Source organism: Streptomyces sp. S4.7 (assembly GCF_010384365.1).
GTDB lineage: Bacteria > Actinomycetota > Actinomycetes > Streptomycetales > Streptomycetaceae > Streptomyces.
In genome coordinates this window covers 7,014,563-7,030,708 of record NZ_CP048397.1, presented here as the reverse complement: position 1 = coordinate 7,030,708, position 16,146 = coordinate 7,014,563, and the positions used below count along the sequence as shown (strand labels likewise).

The 16,146-nt window shown below is 70.3% G+C and carries 15 protein-coding genes; 5 read left to right on the top strand and 10 right to left on the bottom strand.

Features of this window, described 5'->3' with window-relative positions; all coding sequences use genetic code 11:
* Positions 1 to 417: 417 nt before the first annotated feature.
* A complete protein-coding gene (locus tag SSPS47_RS30855) occupies positions 418 to 2,187 on the bottom strand; it encodes a discoidin domain-containing protein (RefSeq protein ID WP_164253776.1) in 1,770 nt (589 codons plus the stop codon).
* A 150-nt stretch (positions 2,188 to 2,337) separates the two neighbouring features.
* A complete protein-coding gene (locus tag SSPS47_RS30850) occupies positions 2,338 to 3,435 on the bottom strand; it encodes a DUF1996 domain-containing protein (protein ID WP_164253775.1) in 1,098 nt (365 codons plus the stop codon).
* A gap of 366 nt (positions 3,436 to 3,801) precedes the next feature.
* Between SSPS47_RS30850 and gndA the strand changes: the two genes are divergently transcribed.
* Positions 3,802 to 5,241, top strand: a complete 1,440-nt coding sequence (gene gndA, locus SSPS47_RS30845; RefSeq protein WP_164253774.1) for an NADP-dependent phosphogluconate dehydrogenase — start codon at positions 3,802 to 3,804, stop codon at positions 5,239 to 5,241.
* A 424-nt stretch (positions 5,242 to 5,665) separates the two neighbouring features.
* Here gndA and SSPS47_RS30840 read toward each other — a convergent pair whose 3' ends face one another.
* Together SSPS47_RS30840 and bglX are read right to left on the bottom strand one after the other, a co-directional pair.
* Positions 5,666 to 6,019 carry a GNAT family N-acetyltransferase gene (locus tag SSPS47_RS30840; protein WP_164253773.1) on the bottom strand — a complete coding sequence of 118 codons (354 nt, stop codon included), beginning with the start codon at positions 6,017 to 6,019 and terminating at the stop codon, positions 5,666 to 5,668.
* A gap of 186 nt (positions 6,020 to 6,205) precedes the next feature.
* Positions 6,206 to 8,332: a beta-glucosidase BglX gene (gene bglX, locus SSPS47_RS30835; protein WP_239065358.1), complete on the bottom strand. Its 2,127-nt coding sequence runs from the start codon at positions 8,330 to 8,332 to the stop codon at positions 6,206 to 6,208.
* Positions 8,333 to 8,674: 342 nt separating this feature from the next.
* Here bglX and SSPS47_RS30830 point away from each other — a divergent pair, with 342 nt between their 5' ends.
* Positions 8,675 to 9,097, top strand: a complete 423-nt coding sequence (locus tag SSPS47_RS30830; RefSeq protein WP_164253771.1) for a DUF350 domain-containing protein — start codon at positions 8,675 to 8,677, stop codon at positions 9,095 to 9,097.
* Positions 9,098 to 9,203: 106 nt separating this feature from the next.
* On the opposite strand, the gene SSPS47_RS30825 is transcribed toward SSPS47_RS30830, so the two are convergent.
* Positions 9,204 to 9,860, bottom strand: coding sequence for a 4'-phosphopantetheinyl transferase superfamily protein (locus SSPS47_RS30825; protein ID WP_147877898.1), 657 nt, complete (start codon positions 9,858 to 9,860; stop codon positions 9,204 to 9,206).
* The gene (locus tag SSPS47_RS30820) at positions 9,857 to 10,795 is read right to left on the bottom strand and encodes a metallophosphoesterase (protein WP_147877899.1); all 939 of its coding nucleotides are present in this window, start codon (positions 10,793 to 10,795) and stop codon (positions 9,857 to 9,859) included. Before SSPS47_RS30820 ends, SSPS47_RS30825 begins: the two co-directional genes overlap by 4 nt.
* Before the next feature lie 167 nt (positions 10,796 to 10,962).
* On the opposite strand from SSPS47_RS30820, the gene SSPS47_RS30815 reads away from it, so the two are divergent.
* From SSPS47_RS30815 to SSPS47_RS30805, 3 genes are all read left to right on the top strand, one after another.
* Positions 10,963 to 11,400, top strand: a complete 438-nt coding sequence (locus SSPS47_RS30815) for a VOC family protein (RefSeq protein WP_147877911.1) — start codon at positions 10,963 to 10,965, stop codon at positions 11,398 to 11,400.
* A gap of 90 nt (positions 11,401 to 11,490) precedes the next feature.
* The gene (locus SSPS47_RS30810) at positions 11,491 to 11,646 is read left to right on the top strand and encodes a hypothetical protein (protein WP_164253770.1); all 156 of its coding nucleotides are present in this window, start codon (positions 11,491 to 11,493) and stop codon (positions 11,644 to 11,646) included.
* Positions 11,643 to 12,461, top strand: a complete 819-nt coding sequence (locus tag SSPS47_RS30805) for a 2-oxo acid dehydrogenase subunit E2 (RefSeq protein ID WP_147877900.1) — start codon at positions 11,643 to 11,645, stop codon at positions 12,459 to 12,461. Before SSPS47_RS30810 ends, SSPS47_RS30805 begins: the two co-directional genes overlap by 4 nt.
* A gap of 37 nt (positions 12,462 to 12,498) precedes the next feature.
* Here the strand turns inward: SSPS47_RS30805 and SSPS47_RS30800 are convergent, their stop codons facing one another.
* From SSPS47_RS30800 to SSPS47_RS30785, 4 genes are read right to left on the bottom strand one after another with little or no spacing between them, the layout of a single operon-like run.
* Positions 12,499 to 13,809 (bottom strand): 2-oxo acid dehydrogenase subunit E2, encoded by a 1,311-nt coding sequence (locus SSPS47_RS30800; RefSeq protein WP_164253769.1) that lies wholly within the window; start codon positions 13,807 to 13,809, stop codon positions 12,499 to 12,501.
* The gene (locus SSPS47_RS30795; RefSeq protein ID WP_164253768.1) at positions 13,802 to 14,806 is read right to left on the bottom strand and encodes a transketolase C-terminal domain-containing protein; all 1,005 of its coding nucleotides are present in this window, start codon (positions 14,804 to 14,806) and stop codon (positions 13,802 to 13,804) included. The genes SSPS47_RS30800 and SSPS47_RS30795 overlap by 8 nt, the downstream gene beginning before the upstream one ends.
* Positions 14,797 to 15,828 (bottom strand): thiamine pyrophosphate-dependent dehydrogenase E1 component subunit alpha, encoded by a 1,032-nt coding sequence (locus SSPS47_RS30790; RefSeq protein ID WP_164253767.1) that lies wholly within the window; start codon positions 15,826 to 15,828, stop codon positions 14,797 to 14,799. The genes SSPS47_RS30795 and SSPS47_RS30790 overlap by 10 nt, the downstream gene beginning before the upstream one ends.
* Entirely contained in the window at positions 15,825 to 16,100 is a 276-nt protein-coding gene (locus tag SSPS47_RS30785; RefSeq protein ID WP_164253766.1) for a phosphopantetheine-binding protein, read from the bottom strand. The genes SSPS47_RS30790 and SSPS47_RS30785 overlap by 4 nt, the downstream gene beginning before the upstream one ends.
* Positions 16,101 to 16,146: the final 46 nt, after the last annotated feature.

Sequence of the window (16,146 nt, the reverse complement as noted above, 5' to 3'; positions counted from 1 at the left end):
GCAGGTGATACGGGGGGTAACCCCCTCCCGCGCCCGGTTCGGCGCCCGATTGGCGCTGATCACTGCCCGAACGGCGCCCGAAGCGGTGGGCGGACTCCCGTGTGTCGGCCGTCTAAACGTGAGCTGCGTCCCGTCCGCCCCCCAAAACGGTCAGCGAAACGGGCACGGAAACATGTACGGACCACGTACGAATCGCGGCCGACACGCGCCCGAAATGCGGGCCGCGGGAGCGCGGAAACGGGCGCTCGCGGGCGGGAGCGGGCATGCGGGCGCGCGAAACGCCCGCGGCGGGCCACGGATCTTCCGTGGCCCGCCGCGGGACCACCGCGCCGCCGGCGGGGTGGGCGCGGCGCGGCAGGAGTGGTCGGCCGTGGGTGCCGGGCCGGAGACGGCCGACCGGGCCCCCACGGCCGGCGGTCAGCTGTAGACGCCGAACTCGTGGAGCGAGTAGCCCCACGGAGTGCCGCGCTCGGTGGCGTTGACGCGTACGTAACGGCCCTCGCCGTTGACCGCGATGTCGTCGATTCCTCCGTCGCCGCCGGTGACGGTCCGCACCGTGTTCCAGTCCTGCCCGTTGTCGGAGGTCTGGACGGTGTAGCTCTTGCCGTACGCGGCCTCCCAGGCGAGCTGTACGTGCTTGAACGCGGTCCGCGTGCCCAGGTCGACCTGGATCCACTGCGGGTCGGCCCATTCGCTGGCCCACCGGCTGCCGAAGTCGCCGTCCACGGCGTTGGCCGCCGGGCAGGGGCAGCCGACGCTGTCGGGCTGGAAGGACGACGCGGTGGCCGGCTTGCCCTTGGCCACGTTGGTGCCGTCGACGGGCGGCGGCACGACCTTGAAGGACTTGGTCTCGATCCCCACGTTGCCCTTGCCGTCGGACGCCTTGATGTACACCTTCCACACGCCGAGCTTGTCGGGCGCGGTCACGGTTAAGTCCCCGTTGCCCTCGCCGGTGAACTGAGCGGGCGTCAACTGCCCGCCGTTGTCGATGTACTTGCTGTTGACCAGGACCTCGTAGCTGAGGGTGTCACCGTCCGGGTCGGTCACGTCCGAGGTGACCTTGAACGGGCGTCCGGCGGGTACGGACGTGGCGCCGTCGACGGCCATGTTCGAGATCACCGGCGGCTTGTTGTCGCCGGCGGTGCTCCTGCCGTACGCCTCCTTCACCGCGTAGTACGAGAGACGCTTCTGGCCCGCGGGGAGCAGGTTGAACCAGACGCCGCCGAAGTCGTACTCGGTGCCGTAGTGGAAGAGCGTCGCTCCGAGCGCGACACCCTCGTGGCCGGTGACGCAGTTCCACGCGTCCTTGTAGCCCTGCGCCTTCGCCGTGTCGGCGGGCTCCGACGCCACACCGTTGACGTCGTCGTCCACCTCCCACTCACCGGCGGGGCCGCCCTCGGTGACGATGTAGGGCTTCGTGTAGCCGCCGGCGTTCCAGGTCTCCTCGATGTTGCACACGTCGGCGTAGGAGTTGACCGCGTACAGGTCGAGGTCGGGCGAGTTGCGCTGGTAGTAGGGCCACGCCCCGGTCCAGGCGTCGGTCGAGGTCACCGGGTGGTTCGGGTCGACGGCGTGGATCTTCTTGGCGATGTCGTTGACGAAGGTGGTGTACGCGTTGCGCTGCTGCTCCAGCGCGTCGCCGCTGTAGCAGTTCTGGAGGCCGAGTACGGACTCGTTCCCGACGTTCCACATCAGCACACCCGCGTGGTCCTTGTAGGTCTCCACCCACTTCGGGAACTCGGCGAGCATGTCGTTCTTGTACCGCGTGTCGGTGAGGTAGTTGACGCAGCCGCCGCTGCCGGGGCCGCCGCCGGGCTGGAGCCAGAACCCGGCGATGACCTTGACGCCGTTTGCGGCGGCAGAGTCGAGGAGGGGCTTGGTGGTGCCGTCGGTGCCCCAGGTCCGGATGGTGTTGACGCCCATGGAGGCCACGTCGGGCATGTACTTGTCGACGTCGGCGACGGACGGGCCCCAGGTCAGACCCTTGACCTGGTACGGCGCTCCGTCGACGGTCAGCTGCCAGGCGCCTTGTGAGCCGGCGACCTTGACGACGCTGCCCGCAGCGTGCGCGGGCTGCGCGGCCGGGAGGGTCACGGCGAAGGCGGCGAGAAGTGTGGCGGCGGCGACCGATGCCATGGTGCGCAGCCGGCCGGGCGCGGATCTCGGAAAGAGTCGTGAATCGCTCATGAGTCACCTGTGGGGAGAGTGCGGGCGGGGATACGGGAAGCGCGGACAGCAGGTGGGGAAAACGAGTGGGAGAGCGCTCTCCCGCCAGGGCGGAGTACACCCCGGCGGGAGAGCGGTCCCGGTCGGGAAAGGCCGGTCGGGGGAGACCGGTCAGGGAAGTTCGTGGTCCTCGTTCAAGGCCGCGCCGGCCTGTGGATTGTTCTGGTCGTAGCCGCGCGCGTCGCACTGGAGGCCGCCGACGACGCAGTGGTTGACCATGGCGGCCAGCGTGGCGTCGTCCCAGGCGTTGAAGAAGTCGTAGTGGAACGAGTGCCCCGTCCCACTGGCGAGTCTCACCTTGGACATGTCTCCGTTCACCGGCCAGGCCATCTTGAACTCGATCATCGGCAGCGCCACCGGGTGCGACGTCGGGCAGACGTCCTGGTTGGCGCCCTGAACGAGCGGATAGGCCATGTGACTCTTGTGGTCCGGGGTGTCCAGATACTTTCCGTCCCAGCAACTGGGCGCCTGGAAGCGGAGGTTGAGCTGGACATCGCGGGCGGTCGGGCAACTGGAGGGGATCTCGGTGTTGTTGTACGACTCACCGCACTCCCAGCCCTCCACCCAGCCCGGATGGTTTCGGAACTGTTCGGCCGTCTGGGTGGGGCTGCCGACGACGAAGCGCAGCCCCTTCGGGAACGGCCTGACGGTCCGGTAGTCGGTGACTCCCGCCTTGTAGTAGATGGTCTGCGGACCGATGGGCCGTACCGGCTGGTTGTCGTTGAGCAGCGTCGGCATCCAGTACGCGGACCGGTCGCCCGGCGCCTTGCACGCGGTGGTGCCGGCGTCCAGCGACGCCGTGGTGCTACTGGCGTCGGTGGTCCGGTTGCCCATGAAGGTGTGGTCGTGCGACGCGCCCGGCTGGCCCGGGTAGACGATCGGGTCGTCCGGCCTGGTGTGGGTGACGTCGCAGTTCGCCTGGAACTCGTGGAAGTAGCGGCGCGGCGGGATCTCGTCCGACGGCTCGACGCCGGTGACCGGCGGGTTCGCCGGTATGTAGCCGTCACCGTCGGGGTCGTCGCCCGAGGGAACGGGGACGGCCGGTGGCATCTTGTGCCCCGCGTGGGACGCGGCCGTGGCGCCGCGGTCGTCTCTGGGGTCGGCGGTGGCGGTGTCCGTGATCGCGGTCAGCCCCATGGCCACCAGGGCCAGGGCGGTGAACACGAGCAACGCGGACACCAGGGTGGTTCTGCGAAGTCTTTCGGCCATGCGGACCTCCATGCCGCTCTTCGTCCGCATACGCGCCGTATGCGGTGGGGGGAGAGAGTGGTACTGGACGGTGCACCGCGGACAGCGGCTCCCCGATCCGGGACCGTCAGGAACACCGGGATCACTGCGGGAGAGCGCTCTCCAAAACCAGGCCAGTGTTACGCCGCCGCTGAGAGAGTGTCAAGAGTTGGTGAACGATGGTCCGCATCGACGCCCCTTCCGCCCAAGAGGTGAACGGTCGCGACGCGTCCGACCCGGAATGCGACAGAATGCGGGCGGCTTGAAGATCGATGAACAGCCCCGTCCGGCGGTACGTACCCCTACCGCCGGACGGGGCACATCCGACGGAGACCCAGGAGCACACGCATGAGTGGTACTGCCCAGATCGGCGTCACCGGGCTTGCGGTGATGGGCCGCAATCTCGCCCGGAACTTCGCCCGCAACGGTTTCACCGTCGCCCTGCACAACCGCACGGCGTCGAAGACCCACGCCCTGGTGGACGAGTTCGGCGAGGAGGGCGCCTTCGTGGCCGCGGACTCCGCGCAGGAGTTCGTCGCCGCGCTGGAGCGCCCGCGCCGTCTCGTCATCATGGTCAAGGCCGGCGACGCGACCGACGCCGTGATCCAGGAGTTCGCTCCGCTGCTCGAAGAGGGCGACGTCATCATCGACGGCGGCAACGCGCACTTCGCCGACACCCGCCGCCGGGAGAAGGAGCTGCGCGAGCGCGGCATCCACTTCGTCGGCGTCGGTATCTCGGGCGGCGAGGAGGGTGCGCTGCACGGACCGAGCATCATGCCCGGTGGTTCGAAGGAGAGTTACGAGTCACTCGGCCCGCTCCTGGAGCGGATCGCGGCGAAGGCTCCGGACGACACCCCGACGGTGGCCCACATCGGCCCCGACGGCGCCGGGCACTTCGTCAAGATGGTGCACAACGGCATCGAGTACGCCGACATGCAGCTCATCGCGGAGGCGTACCACCTGCTGCGCGCGGTCGCCGGCTACTCCCCCGAGAAGATCGCCGAGACGTTCCGGACGTGGAACACGGGGCGGCTCGACTCGTACCTGATCGAGATCACGGCCGAGGTGCTGGCCCACCAGGACGCCGCCACCGGGAAGCCGTTCGTCGACGTCGTCGTCGACCAGGCCGAGCAGAAGGGCACCGGGCGCTGGACGGTCCAGATCGCACTCGACCTCGGTGTGCCGGTCTCCGGCATCGCCGAGGCGGTCTTCGCGCGCTCGCTGTCCGGGCACGCCGCGCTGCGGGACGTCTCGCAGACGCTGCCGGGCCCGGCGGCGACCGCGCTGAGCGAGGAGGAGGCGGCGCGCTTCGCGGACCGTGTGGAGCAGGCGCTGTACGCGTCGAAGATCGTGTCGTACACCCAGGGCTTCCACCAGATCCAGGCGGGCAGCGAGGAGTACGGCTGGAACATCGACCTCGGGTCCGTCGCCGCGATCTGGCGTGCGGGCTGCATCATCCGGGCGGCGTTCCTGGACCGGATCCGGGGCGCGTACGACGCGCAGCGCGATCTGCCGAGCCTGCTGGCCGACAAGCAGTTCGCCGAGGAGATCGGCGCGGCGCAGGACGACTGGCGAGAGGTGATCGCGACGGCGGTACGGCAGGGTGTGCCGACGCCGGGCTTCGCGGCTGCGCTCTCGTACTACGACGCGCTGCGCGCCGAGCGGCTGCCCGCGGCGCTCACGCAGGGTCAGCGTGACTTCTTCGGCGCGCACACCTACCGGCGCACGGACCGCGAGGGCTCGTTCCACACGCTGTGGGGCGGGGACCGCTCCGAGGTCTCGGGCTGATCTGCCCGCGCTTGTCCTCTACCGCCGGACGGGCTGCGTTCGGAGCCCGTCCGGCGATTGAGGACACCCACCTGGGGCGGGTGTCTGGCCGAGCGGTCCCGGTGCCGGTTCCGGGTCAGGGACCGGGTCGGGGCCAGGCGGACTGGGAATCGGGTCCGGTGACGGGCCCGGAGGCGGCCCGGGGACGGGCGCCGGTCCCGGCACCGGTCCGGGCGCCGGACCCGGTTCGGGACCGGGCGGCCCCGGCGGCGGGGTCGGCGAGGGCGGTACGGGGTCGGGATACGGATGGGTCATGCCAGTCCTCCAAAAGTACGGACTCGTGCTTTCCCAATGTCTCCCGATGCACGTGCCCACGCGCGCCGGGTCCACTCATGGTCGCCCCGGTGCACCGGGATCCGGGCGGCCCCTCGATCCCCCGCCGGCCTCACCAGCGCCCGGAGTCCGCCTTGAGCTGGGCCTCCGCCGCGCGCACCGTGTCCTCGGACGCGGCCGGAGCCACGGCCGCCTCGTCCGGGTGCCGCCGCGTCCACCTGGCCGCGTACGGGCACAGCGGTACGACGGGCACGCCCTCGCGGGCCGCCGTCGCGTAGAACTCCTTCACCAGCGCGCCCGCGATGCCCTTGCCCTCGTGGCCCTTCTCCACGACGGTGTGGACGGCCACGAGCGCGGCGGGCGCTCCGGCCATCACGAAGTAGCCGATGACGCCGACGAGCTCGTCACCCTCGTACGCCTCGAACCTGCCCCGCGCCCGGTCGTCACGGATGTCGGTCTCTGTCATGGCGGGTGTCTCCCTGGTCGTGGTCGTCGGGCGAGCGCTCCCCAGGGGGCTCTCCAGGTCGCTCCCCGCGCGGGAGAGGGCCCGCCGAAATCATCCGGCGGGTCCCTCCGTGAGGCAAGCTCACGCTGCGGGAGTGTGCCCACGGCCTCCGGGCGGCACTCCCCCCGACGCCGCGGGCACGTGTCCTCAGACGATCGTCAGCGTGCCCTTGGCGGTGGCTGTCGAGTCGGCGCCGACGATGATGTCGACCGCGCCCTCCTCCAGCACGAACCGGCCGTCCGGGTCATTGGTCCAGAAGCCGAAGTCCGCCGCGCCGAGGCTGAAGCGCACGGTCGTGGACTTCCCGGCCGCGACGCCCACCCGGCTGAATCCGCGCAGCCGCCGGACCGGCTGAACGATGCTCGCGACGGGGTCGTGGAGGTAGAGCTGGACGACTTCGTCCCCGTCCCGCTCACCCGTGTTGCGTACGGTGACGGCGACCTCCACCGTGTCGCCCTCGCGCAGGGCCCGCGCGCCGATGGAGCTGCGGCTGAGCGTGGGCTCGGAGATGGTGAAGGTCGTGTAGCTCAGACCGTGGCCGAACGGGTAGCGCGGGCCGTCCGGCACATCCAGGTACCGGGAGACGTAGCGCTGGTCCGGATCGGCCGGGTCGTAGGGGCGGCCGGTCCGCTCGTGGTTGTAGTTGACCGGGATCTGGCCGACCGTCCGGGGGAAGGACGACGGGAGCCGGCCTGCGGGGTCGACGTCCCCGAACAGCACGTCGGCGATCGCGTTCCCGGCCTCCATACCGGGGTGCCACGCCTCCAGCACGGCCGGGGCGTCGTCGGCCCAGTCGCCGAGGGTGAGCGGACGGCCGTTCACGAGGACGACCACGTACGGCTTGCCGGTGGCCGCGACGGCCGCGATCAACTCCTCCTGTCTGCCCGGCAGTCCGATGTCGCTGCGCGAGTTCGCCTCGCCGCTGATGTCCGGGCTCTCCCCCACGACGACGACGGTGGCATCGGCGGCCCGCGCCGCCCCGACGGCGTCCTGGATCGTGCCGGTGTCCTGGCCGGCGGCGTCGATGCCGAGGGCGTGGGTGACGGTGGCGTCCGGGAGGGTGGCCCGTACGGCGTCGAGCACCGTGACCGACCGGAACTTCTCCGCACCGGGCCCCGCCCACGTGCCCTGGAGATCGTCGGAGTCGGCGAACGGCCCGACGACGGCGAGGGAGCGGACCGTCTTCGCGAGCGGCAGCGCGCCGCCCTCGTTCCTGAGCAGCACCATGGAGCGCGCGGCGGCCGTACGGGCCGCCGACCGGGCCTCGGGCGTCGGTCCGGCGATCTCGGCCTGCTCGGGGACGTACGGGTCGTCGAAGAGCCCGAGCCGGAACTTGACGCGCAGGACACGGGTGACCGCGTCGTCGAGCCGTCCGGCGTCGATCCGCCCCTCGCTCAGCAACTTCCTTCCGTGGTCCACGACATGGGTGCTGACCATCTCCATGTCGACACCTGCGCCCAGGGCGAGCCGGGCCGCGTCCTCGCCGTCGGCGGCGAATCCGTGCGGGATCAGCTCCTGGACACCGGACCAGTCGCTGACGACGAAGCCGTCGAATCCCCAGTCCTCCTTCAGGATCCGGGTGAGCGTGTGCTCGTTGCCGTGTGCGGGTACGCCGCTGATCGTGTTGAACGCGGCCATCACCGTGGCCACTTGGGCGTCCACGGCCGCCTTGAACGGCGGCAGGTAGTGGTTGCGCAGCCGCGCCTCGGACACGTCGACGGTGTTGTAGTCCCGGCCGCCCTCGGCCCCGCCGTACGCGACGTAGTGCTTGGCGCAGGCGGCGATGCGGTCCTTCGCCTTCAGGTCGCCGCCCTGGTAACCGCGCACCTTGGCAGCCGCCAACACGCCGTTCAGATAGGGGTCTTCACCACCGGACTCGGCGATACGGCCCCAGCGGGGCTCGCTGGTGACGTCCATCATCGGCGCGAACGTCCAGTGCACGCCGTTGGACCGCGCCTCGGCCGCCGAGACGGACGCGTCCAGCTCGGACACGGCGGGATCGAAGCTCGCCGCCTGGGCGAGAGGGATCGGGAAGGTGGTCCAGAAGCCGTGGATGATGTCGAGACCGAAGATCAGCGGGATGCCGAGCCGGGACTCCTCGACGGCGATCCGCTGGAGCGCGTTGCTCTCCCTGGCGCCGTGGATGTTCAGCACGGAGCCCAACAGGCCCGCGCGGGCCGCCTCTTCGGCCTCCCGGGTCTGGGTGCCGCCGGGGCCGGTGGCGCCGGCCCAGGCGAGCTGCTGGAGCTGGCCGAGCTTCTCCTCGTCGGTCATCCGGGCGAGCAGTTCGGCGACGGGACGGTCGTACGGATCGGTCCTGGCCGACGGGGTGTCCGGGGAGCTGACCGGGGTGGCGGCTTGCACGACTGAGGTCCTTTCGGTGGCGGGCGCGGGGCCGCCGGCGGCGGCGGACGCGCGTGCCGGCGCGGCTGCCGCGACGGCGGTCGCACCGATCGTAGTAAGGAGGGTGCGCCGCCCCGTCCGGTGAGCTTCCGGCAACGGTCCGGGCGCGGTTCGGCCGCGGTTTCCGGCTCCCTCTCGCGGCTCACGCCCCGTGCGATACATTTTGCGACGCCTTTGCCACGATCATCTTCAGCAGCGGAGACGGGCTTCTCAATGAACGACATAGTCAACGGACTTGGCCGGGCCGGCGCCTACGGCGCGCTCGGTGTGGTCCTTCTGATCCTCGGCATCGTCCTCATCGACGTGCTGACTCCGGGGAAGCTCGGGAAGCAGATCTGGGAGGACCGGAACCGCAACGCCGCACTCCTGCTCAGCTCGGCGCTCCTGGGTATCGGCGGCATCGTCTTCACGTCGATCTGGACGACGTACGACGACTTCGGCAAGGGCCTGGCGTCCACGGCCGCGTTCGGGGTGCTCGGCCTCGTGATGATGGCCGTGGCGTTCCTGGTCGTGGACCTGGTGACCCCGGGCAAGCTCGGCGCGACGCTGGTCGAGGCCGAGCCGCACCCCGCGGTCTGGGTGACGGCGTCGTGCAACATCGCGGTGTCGGCGATCGTGTCGGCGTCGATCGCCTGAGCGCCGCGTGCACGGCATGCGCGACGTGCGCCGAATGTGCCGCGTCTGAATGTCCGGGGTGCCGGACGGACCGCCTGTGCGGACCGTCCGGCACCCCGCGCCGCGCCTAGGCCGGGACCGTCACGGACGTCAGCACGATGCCGCCGTCCGACAGCCAGCGTCCTTCGAACCTGTGCAGCGTACGGCCCCCGGCCCGCGCCGGCCCGGCGAGGAGGTGCGCGGTGAACGTCCCTCCCGCCGGGTCGAAGACGAGCCGGGCCTCCTCGAACTCCAGGAAGCGCCTCGTCAGCGGAAACCACGCCTTGTAGACCGACTCCTTGGCACTGAACAGCAGCCGGTCCCAGGCCACGCCCGGCGCGGTCACCAGGAGTTCCTTCACCGCGATCTGCTCGTCGGGCAGGGCCACCGCCTCCAGGACGCCTTCGGGCAGCGGCAGCGCCGGCTCCGCGTCGACACCGATCGCGGCCACGTGCGCGGGGCGGGCCACCACGGCCGCGCGGTAGCCCGCGCAGTGCGTGATGCTGCCGACCACACCCTCAGGCCACAGCGGCGCGCCGCGCTCGCCGGTGAGGATCGCCCCCGCCGGGGCGCCCAGCCGCGTCAGGGCCTGCCGCGCGCAGTGCCGCGCGGTGGTGAACTCGCCACGGCGCTGCGCGACGGCGGACTTCACCAGCAGCGCCTCCTCCGGGAAGAGCGTGGCCTCGGGAAGGTCTCCGTAAGCCTCGGCCGTCTCCGCCTCGGCGGGCACGATGCGCTCGATCACCTCGGCACCCCCGCTTCGCCCCGCACCGGCAGCGGCAGTATCTGCACGGGCCGGCCGGGCTCCTGCGCGCGCCGTCCCCACTCCCTCGGGTAGCCCAGCGAGACCTCCTGATGAGGCACTCCGTCGCACCACATGAGCCGGGGTATGTGCAGATGCCCGTACACGACCGAGGCGGCCCGGAATCGGCGCGGCCAGTCGGCCGAGCCCTCCGTACCGCACCACAGCGCGAACTCCGGTCGCCACAGCACGTTCGTGGGTTCGCGCACGATCGGCCAGTGGTTGATCAGGACGGTGGGCAGCTCGGGCGGGATCTCCATGAGCCGGCGCTCGGTGGCCGCGAGCCGGGCGCGGCACCACGCCTCCCTGGTGGGATACGGGTCGGGGTGGAGCAGGAACTCGTCGGTGCAGACGACACCGGCGGCCTCGGCCACGGCGAGGGCCGCTTCCTTGGAGTACGTTCCGGCGGGCCGGAAGGAGTAGTCGTACAGGAGGAACAGCGGTGCGATCACGGCGGGGCCGCCCTCGCCCTCCCAGACGGGGTAGGGATCCTCCGGCGTGACGACGCCCATCTCCCGGCAGAGCTCGACGAGATGACGGTATTTGGCGTCACCCCGGAGCTTGACCGGGTCGTCGGGCGCGGTCCACAGCTCGTGGTTGCCGGGGACCCAGATGACCTTCGCGAACCGCTCGCTGAGCGTGCGCAGGGTCCATTCGATGTCGGACACCAGCTCGCCGATGTCACCGGCCACGAGCAGCCAGTCGTGCTCCGACTCGGGCCGCAGGGAATCGGCGATCTTCCGGTTCTCGGGGTAACGGATGTGCAGATCGCTCGTCGCGACGAGCCGTCCGGGCCTCGCCGGGAAAGGGGCGGGCTCCACGAGGGAAGGTACGGTGGCGGCCGAAGGCGGCGACGCACCACGTATCTCATAGGTCATCGGTAATCGCTCCGAACTCGGCGTGCCCGCAAGTAGCGCATTCGACAAGAATTGGGCAAGCGTCCGTGCCGATCAACCCCTACTCTCCCGCCGCACCGGCTCCACGGCGTGCGGCCGCACTGTCAGTGCTGCCCGATACGGTTCGCACACACGACCGAGGAGGCATGGTGGCCACCAAGTGGAGTCTGACGATCGACTGCGCGCACCCCGCGAAGCTGGCGGAGTTCTGGGCACTCGCCCTGGGGTATGCCGAGAAGCCGCCGCCCACCGGTTTCCCCACCTGGGAGGCGTGGTTCGGGCACTTCGGGGTTCCGGAGGAGGAGTGGGACGACGGCGCCTATCTCGCTGATCCGGACGGCGTGGGCCCGGCCCTGTCCTTCCTCAAGGTCCCCGAGTCGAAGGTGGTCAAGAACCGGCTGCATCTGGACATCCAGGTCGGGGGCGGCCGGGACACCCCCTGGGAGACACGGTGGCCACGGGTCCTCGCCGCGGTCGAACGGCTGACGGCGGCGGGAGCGACGGTGATACGCGAACACGAGTCGCAGGGCAGGCCGGACCATATGGAAATGGCGGATCCGGAGGGCCACGAGTTCTGTCTCGTCTGATTCCGAACGGTCCAGCGGGACTCGTCCATGATTTAAGAAGCTTTTTAGCTTCGGGCGCGAGTATCCGATTCGACCATCGGAGGAACTTGCGTGAACGCCATCGACGACTTCACCGCCCTGACCCGCGACAGCCCCGGCCCGGCGGCCACCGCGCCCGACAAACGCGCCGGGCGCAGCGTCCCCGAGCGGGACCGGCCGGAGACCGGCGCCCCGGCGGGCACGCACAGGACAGTGGCGCGGCGATGAGCGCGACCGCGTTCCACCCCGAGCGCCGCCACACTCTCTACCTCTGCGAGGAGAACCGCGCCGCGGCGGCGGCCTTCCTCGACACCGAGGTCGACATGAGCAGGGTCCAGCAGCACCGAGTCAGCGCACGCGAGGCTCCGAAGGCCTACTCCGTGGTCGCCTACGTCATGCACGCCGTCGGCCGGGTCCTCAGCAACCATCCAGAGGTCAACGCCGCGATCCGCGGCCGGATGCGTCCCCGCGTCGCCCGGTACTCGATGGTCAGCGGGAAGCTCACCCTCGACTCCTCGCTGAACGGCAGGCGGGTCGTCCTCTCCACTGTCATACCGTCCCTGGACGACGCCTCGCTCGACACCATCCAGGAACAGGTGAACCACTTCCGGGGCGGCGATCCCGACACCATGCCGGAGTACGCGCGTATACGTGCCCTTCACCGGCTGCCGACCCCCCTGGGCCGGGCGCTGTTCAAGCTGAGGACCCGCTCGCTGCGGCACCGCCCGGAGCTGATCGGCACGGTCGCCATCACCTCTCTCGGTCACCGCGCCGTGGACAGTTTCCACTTCGTCGGCGGCACCGCCGTCACCGTCGGCGTGGGCCGGGTCGTGGACCGCGCGGTCGTCCGCGGGGGCGTGGTGACGGTGGCGCCCATGATGCGGCTGAGCCTGGCTGTCGACCACCGCATCGTCGACAGCGCCGAAGCGGCCGACGTACTCACCGAGCTCAAGAGCAGGCTGGAAGCCTTCACACCGGACTACCAACCGCCCGGGTACGGAGCGCTCGGCTACGGTCCGGACGCGCGGCTGCGGTCCCCCTGACATCGGGGCGGACCGCAGCCGGTCGCTTCACGCCGTGTCACGCCTCGCCGAGCAGCTTCTCCGGCGACTGAAGCAGCGCCTTGACGCGCTGGAGGAACAGCACGGCGTCCCGGCCGTTGAGGAGCCGGTGGTCGTAGGCGAGGCCCACGTTGACCACCGTCCGCGCCGTCACCGCCCCGTCGGAGTCCAGGAACAACTCCTGCTGGGGGCCCGCGAGGGCGAGCGCGCACGCCTGTCCGGGGAAGACGAACGGCACTGCCGCCACCACATCGAGGTCGTTGTGCAGGGTGACCGTGATGTTGCCGCCCGAGAGCTCCGACTCCCGGAACGTGCCCGACATGACGGTGCGCCGGAAGCCCGACACCGCCTCGACGATCTCCTCGAACGCCAGGTCCGACGCACGCTCCACCACCGGCACGAACAGTCCCTGGCCGACGTCCATCGTGACACCCACATGGGCGGCGTCGGCGAGTTCGGCCGTGCGGGCGTCGGCCAGGCGGGCGAAGCACAGCGGGAAGGCACGGTACGAGCGGGCCACCGCCGACAGCAGCAGCTCCGGCAGACCCACCAGTCGCCGGAGCCGCTTGCCCTCCTGCGCCGCCAGGGTCTGCGCCCCGGTGACATCCACCTTGACCACGGTGTACGCCGCGGGAATCGTCTGATGTGACGTCAGAACGCTGCGTCCGACAGCCTGTTGAACGGACGGCAGCGCCTGCGACAGCGTCGGAACGGTGCCCTTCGCGGAGTGCGTGGGCGCGGTCGGAGTCAGGGCAGCGGGAGCCGGGGAAGCAGGGGTCGGGGCAGTTCGAGCCGGGGAAGCGAGGGCCGGAGAAGCGGGAGCCGGGGAAGCGGGCTTCGTCTCCGTCTCCCCCACCGTCTCCGCTTCCCCCACCGTCTCCGTCGTTCCGGCCGGCGGCGGCCCGGCGAGGCGTTCGACATCCGTCCGCCTGACGACCTTCAGCCCCCACCCCAGGACCTGCTCCTCGCCGATCCCCCACTCCGACATCAACACCCGTGCCGGCTTGGTGATCGTCACGCCGGCGGGAGACGACTCGGCCCCCGGAACCGGAGCGGCGGACGCGACAGGAGCGACGGGGGCCGCCTCCACGGTCTCACCGGGGGCGAGTACATGCCCGATGACATCACCGGGAGCACAGACCGCCCCGGCCGCCAGCGACTGACGCAGAACACCCTCGGCCGCGGACTCCAGCTCCTCCGCCGCCTTCGAGGTCTCCACCAAGGCCACCGGATCGCCCTCGGCGATCGGCTTGCCGTCATCGACCAGCCACTCGACGAGTGTGTACTCGGTGTCGTTGTTGTTGAGCTTGGGCACACGGATCTCAGTCACGCAGGGCCTCCACAACCGCTTGCCTAATCGTGTCTCCGCTCACCAGAACGCGCTCCTCCAGGTGGGCGGCGCTCGGAATGACGCTGTCCGCGGAGTGGACGAGCCGTACCGGACGGCGCAGCGTGCCCCACATCCGCTGGTGCAACTGCTGCGCCACCTCCGCGCCCCAGGTGCCGCCGGCCGTGCCCTCCTCGGCCACACAGATCACATCGGCCGCGCCCAGCGTGCCGAGCAGCGGCTCCGCCGCGAAGGGGTAGAGGCGGGTGGGCACCAGCAGCAGCGCCGTGATCTCCTCCTCGACCAGCAGGTCTCGCACCGCCTCGCAGGCCCGGTGCGCCATGCCGCCCGCCGCGATCAGCACGACGTCGTAACGGTCGGGATCATCGACGAACACCCTTGCCACGTCCGGCGCTTGAGGATGCCGGTCGAAGGAGAGCAGGTCGTCCACGACGCCGTCGGTGAACATCTGGCTCGTGTAGAGCACCTTGTCCTCGAAGAGCATCGCCGGCTCTTCCCGCTCCACGATCTCCGACAGCAGCTCGTAGGAATCGCGGAACGGAGACAGTTCGTAGAGCGACAGACCGGGCGCGCCGATGAAGTGTTTCTGGAGGCTCTGGCTGTGGGTCGCCCCGTAGCCGCGCCTGCCGCCCATCGGGCAGCGTGCCACCAGCGGCATCGGCACCCGGCGGCCGTACATCGACACGGATTTGCTCGCGAAGTTGACGATCTGGTCGAAGGCGAGCGCGACGAAGTCACCGAACATGATCTCGACGATCGCCACGTCACCCGCGAGTGCCAGTCCCGCGCCCGCGCCGACGATCCCCGACTCACTGATGGGCGTGGTGAGGACGCGGCCCGGGAAGCTGTCGCTCAGGCCCTTGGTGACCTTGAACGCGCCCCCGTACGGATCGGCGATGTCCTCCCCGAGGACATACGCCCGGGGCTCCGCCTCCAGCAGGCTGTGGAGCGACTGGTTGAGGTTCTCGGCTACGCGCATGAGCCACTCCACACCGCGGGCGGCCGTCCGGCGACGTCCCGCGCGATCTCGTCCACCTCGGCCCTGACCTTGCCGTCCCAGCTCTCGAAGTGCTCCGGGAAGGCGGCACCGTAGAGCCGGTACCAGTCGTGCTCCCGGGCGTGCGCCAGTTGCTCGCGCGTCCGGGTGTCGTCCCCCTTGCTGTGCGGTCCGATCCGATGCGTGACGAACTCGACCACCAGCGGGCTGCGTTGCTCCCGCACCTCTCGCACCAGTGGCGCCAGGCCGGCACGGACGGCGTTCACGTCCAGCGAGGCGACCCGCTGGTACCGGATTCCGAAGGCGGCGGCCCGGCCCTCGATGGTGCCGGCCATGTTCGCCTCGGCCGGGGTCGACTGGGCGATGCCGTTGTGCTCCACCGCCACCAGCAGCGGCACCCGCCAGAGCTGGGCCATGTTCAGCGCCTCGTACACCGCGCCCTCGCCCCATGTGCCGTCACCGATGAACGCGCAGACGAGCGAGCCCGGGTCGGTCCGCAGCTGGTGCAGTCCCGCGCCGACGGCCACCGGGAGGCTCTGACCCTGCACGCCGGTGGAGAGATAGCGGTCACGCAGGATGTGCTGGCTGCCGCCGACACCGGAACACACGGCCCCCTCACGGCCCATGATCTCTGCCAGCAGACCGGCCGGGTCGCGGAATCGGGAGAGGTAGTGGCCGTGCCCCCGGTGGTTGCTGAAGACGAAGTCGCGATCCTCCAGCAGGGGACGCAGCGAGACCGGCACGTACTCCTGTCCCAGACAGGTGTGGGTGGTGCCGTTCAGCTCGCCCTGCCCGAAGAGGTCGAGCAGTTTGCGCTCGAAGTGCCGGATGAGCAGGAGCAGTTCGAGGTCGTCGTCCGCCAGCTCGGTGAGCGGGCCGATCGCCGTCACGTCGGCGTTCGCGTCCGGGTTCGCGTCCGTGGTCGCGTCGGGGTTCTCGTTCCCGTCGGCGCTCGCATCGCCGTTCGTGTTCGTGCCAGGTGTCTCGACGGAGACATCGGTCATCGGGAGTCCGCCTCCGGGTCCATCTCCATGATGGATTTGGCGAGTTGGTCAATCGTCCGCGTCTCGATGAACGTTTCCAGCGGTACGTCGACACCGATCTCACGCTGAATACGCATCGCGATCTCGATGATCAGGATCGAACGCGTCCCCAGGTCGGGCAGATCCGCGTCAATGGTGAGTCCGTCGCTACCCACCTGGTGTGTATCCAGGACGTCACGCCAGATGGCGAGCAATCGCTGAGGAAGGGGCACGGACGTGGAGGTGCTGGTCATGGTGGAGGACTTCCTGTGTGCGTCGGACGAATTCATTCGCATGCGT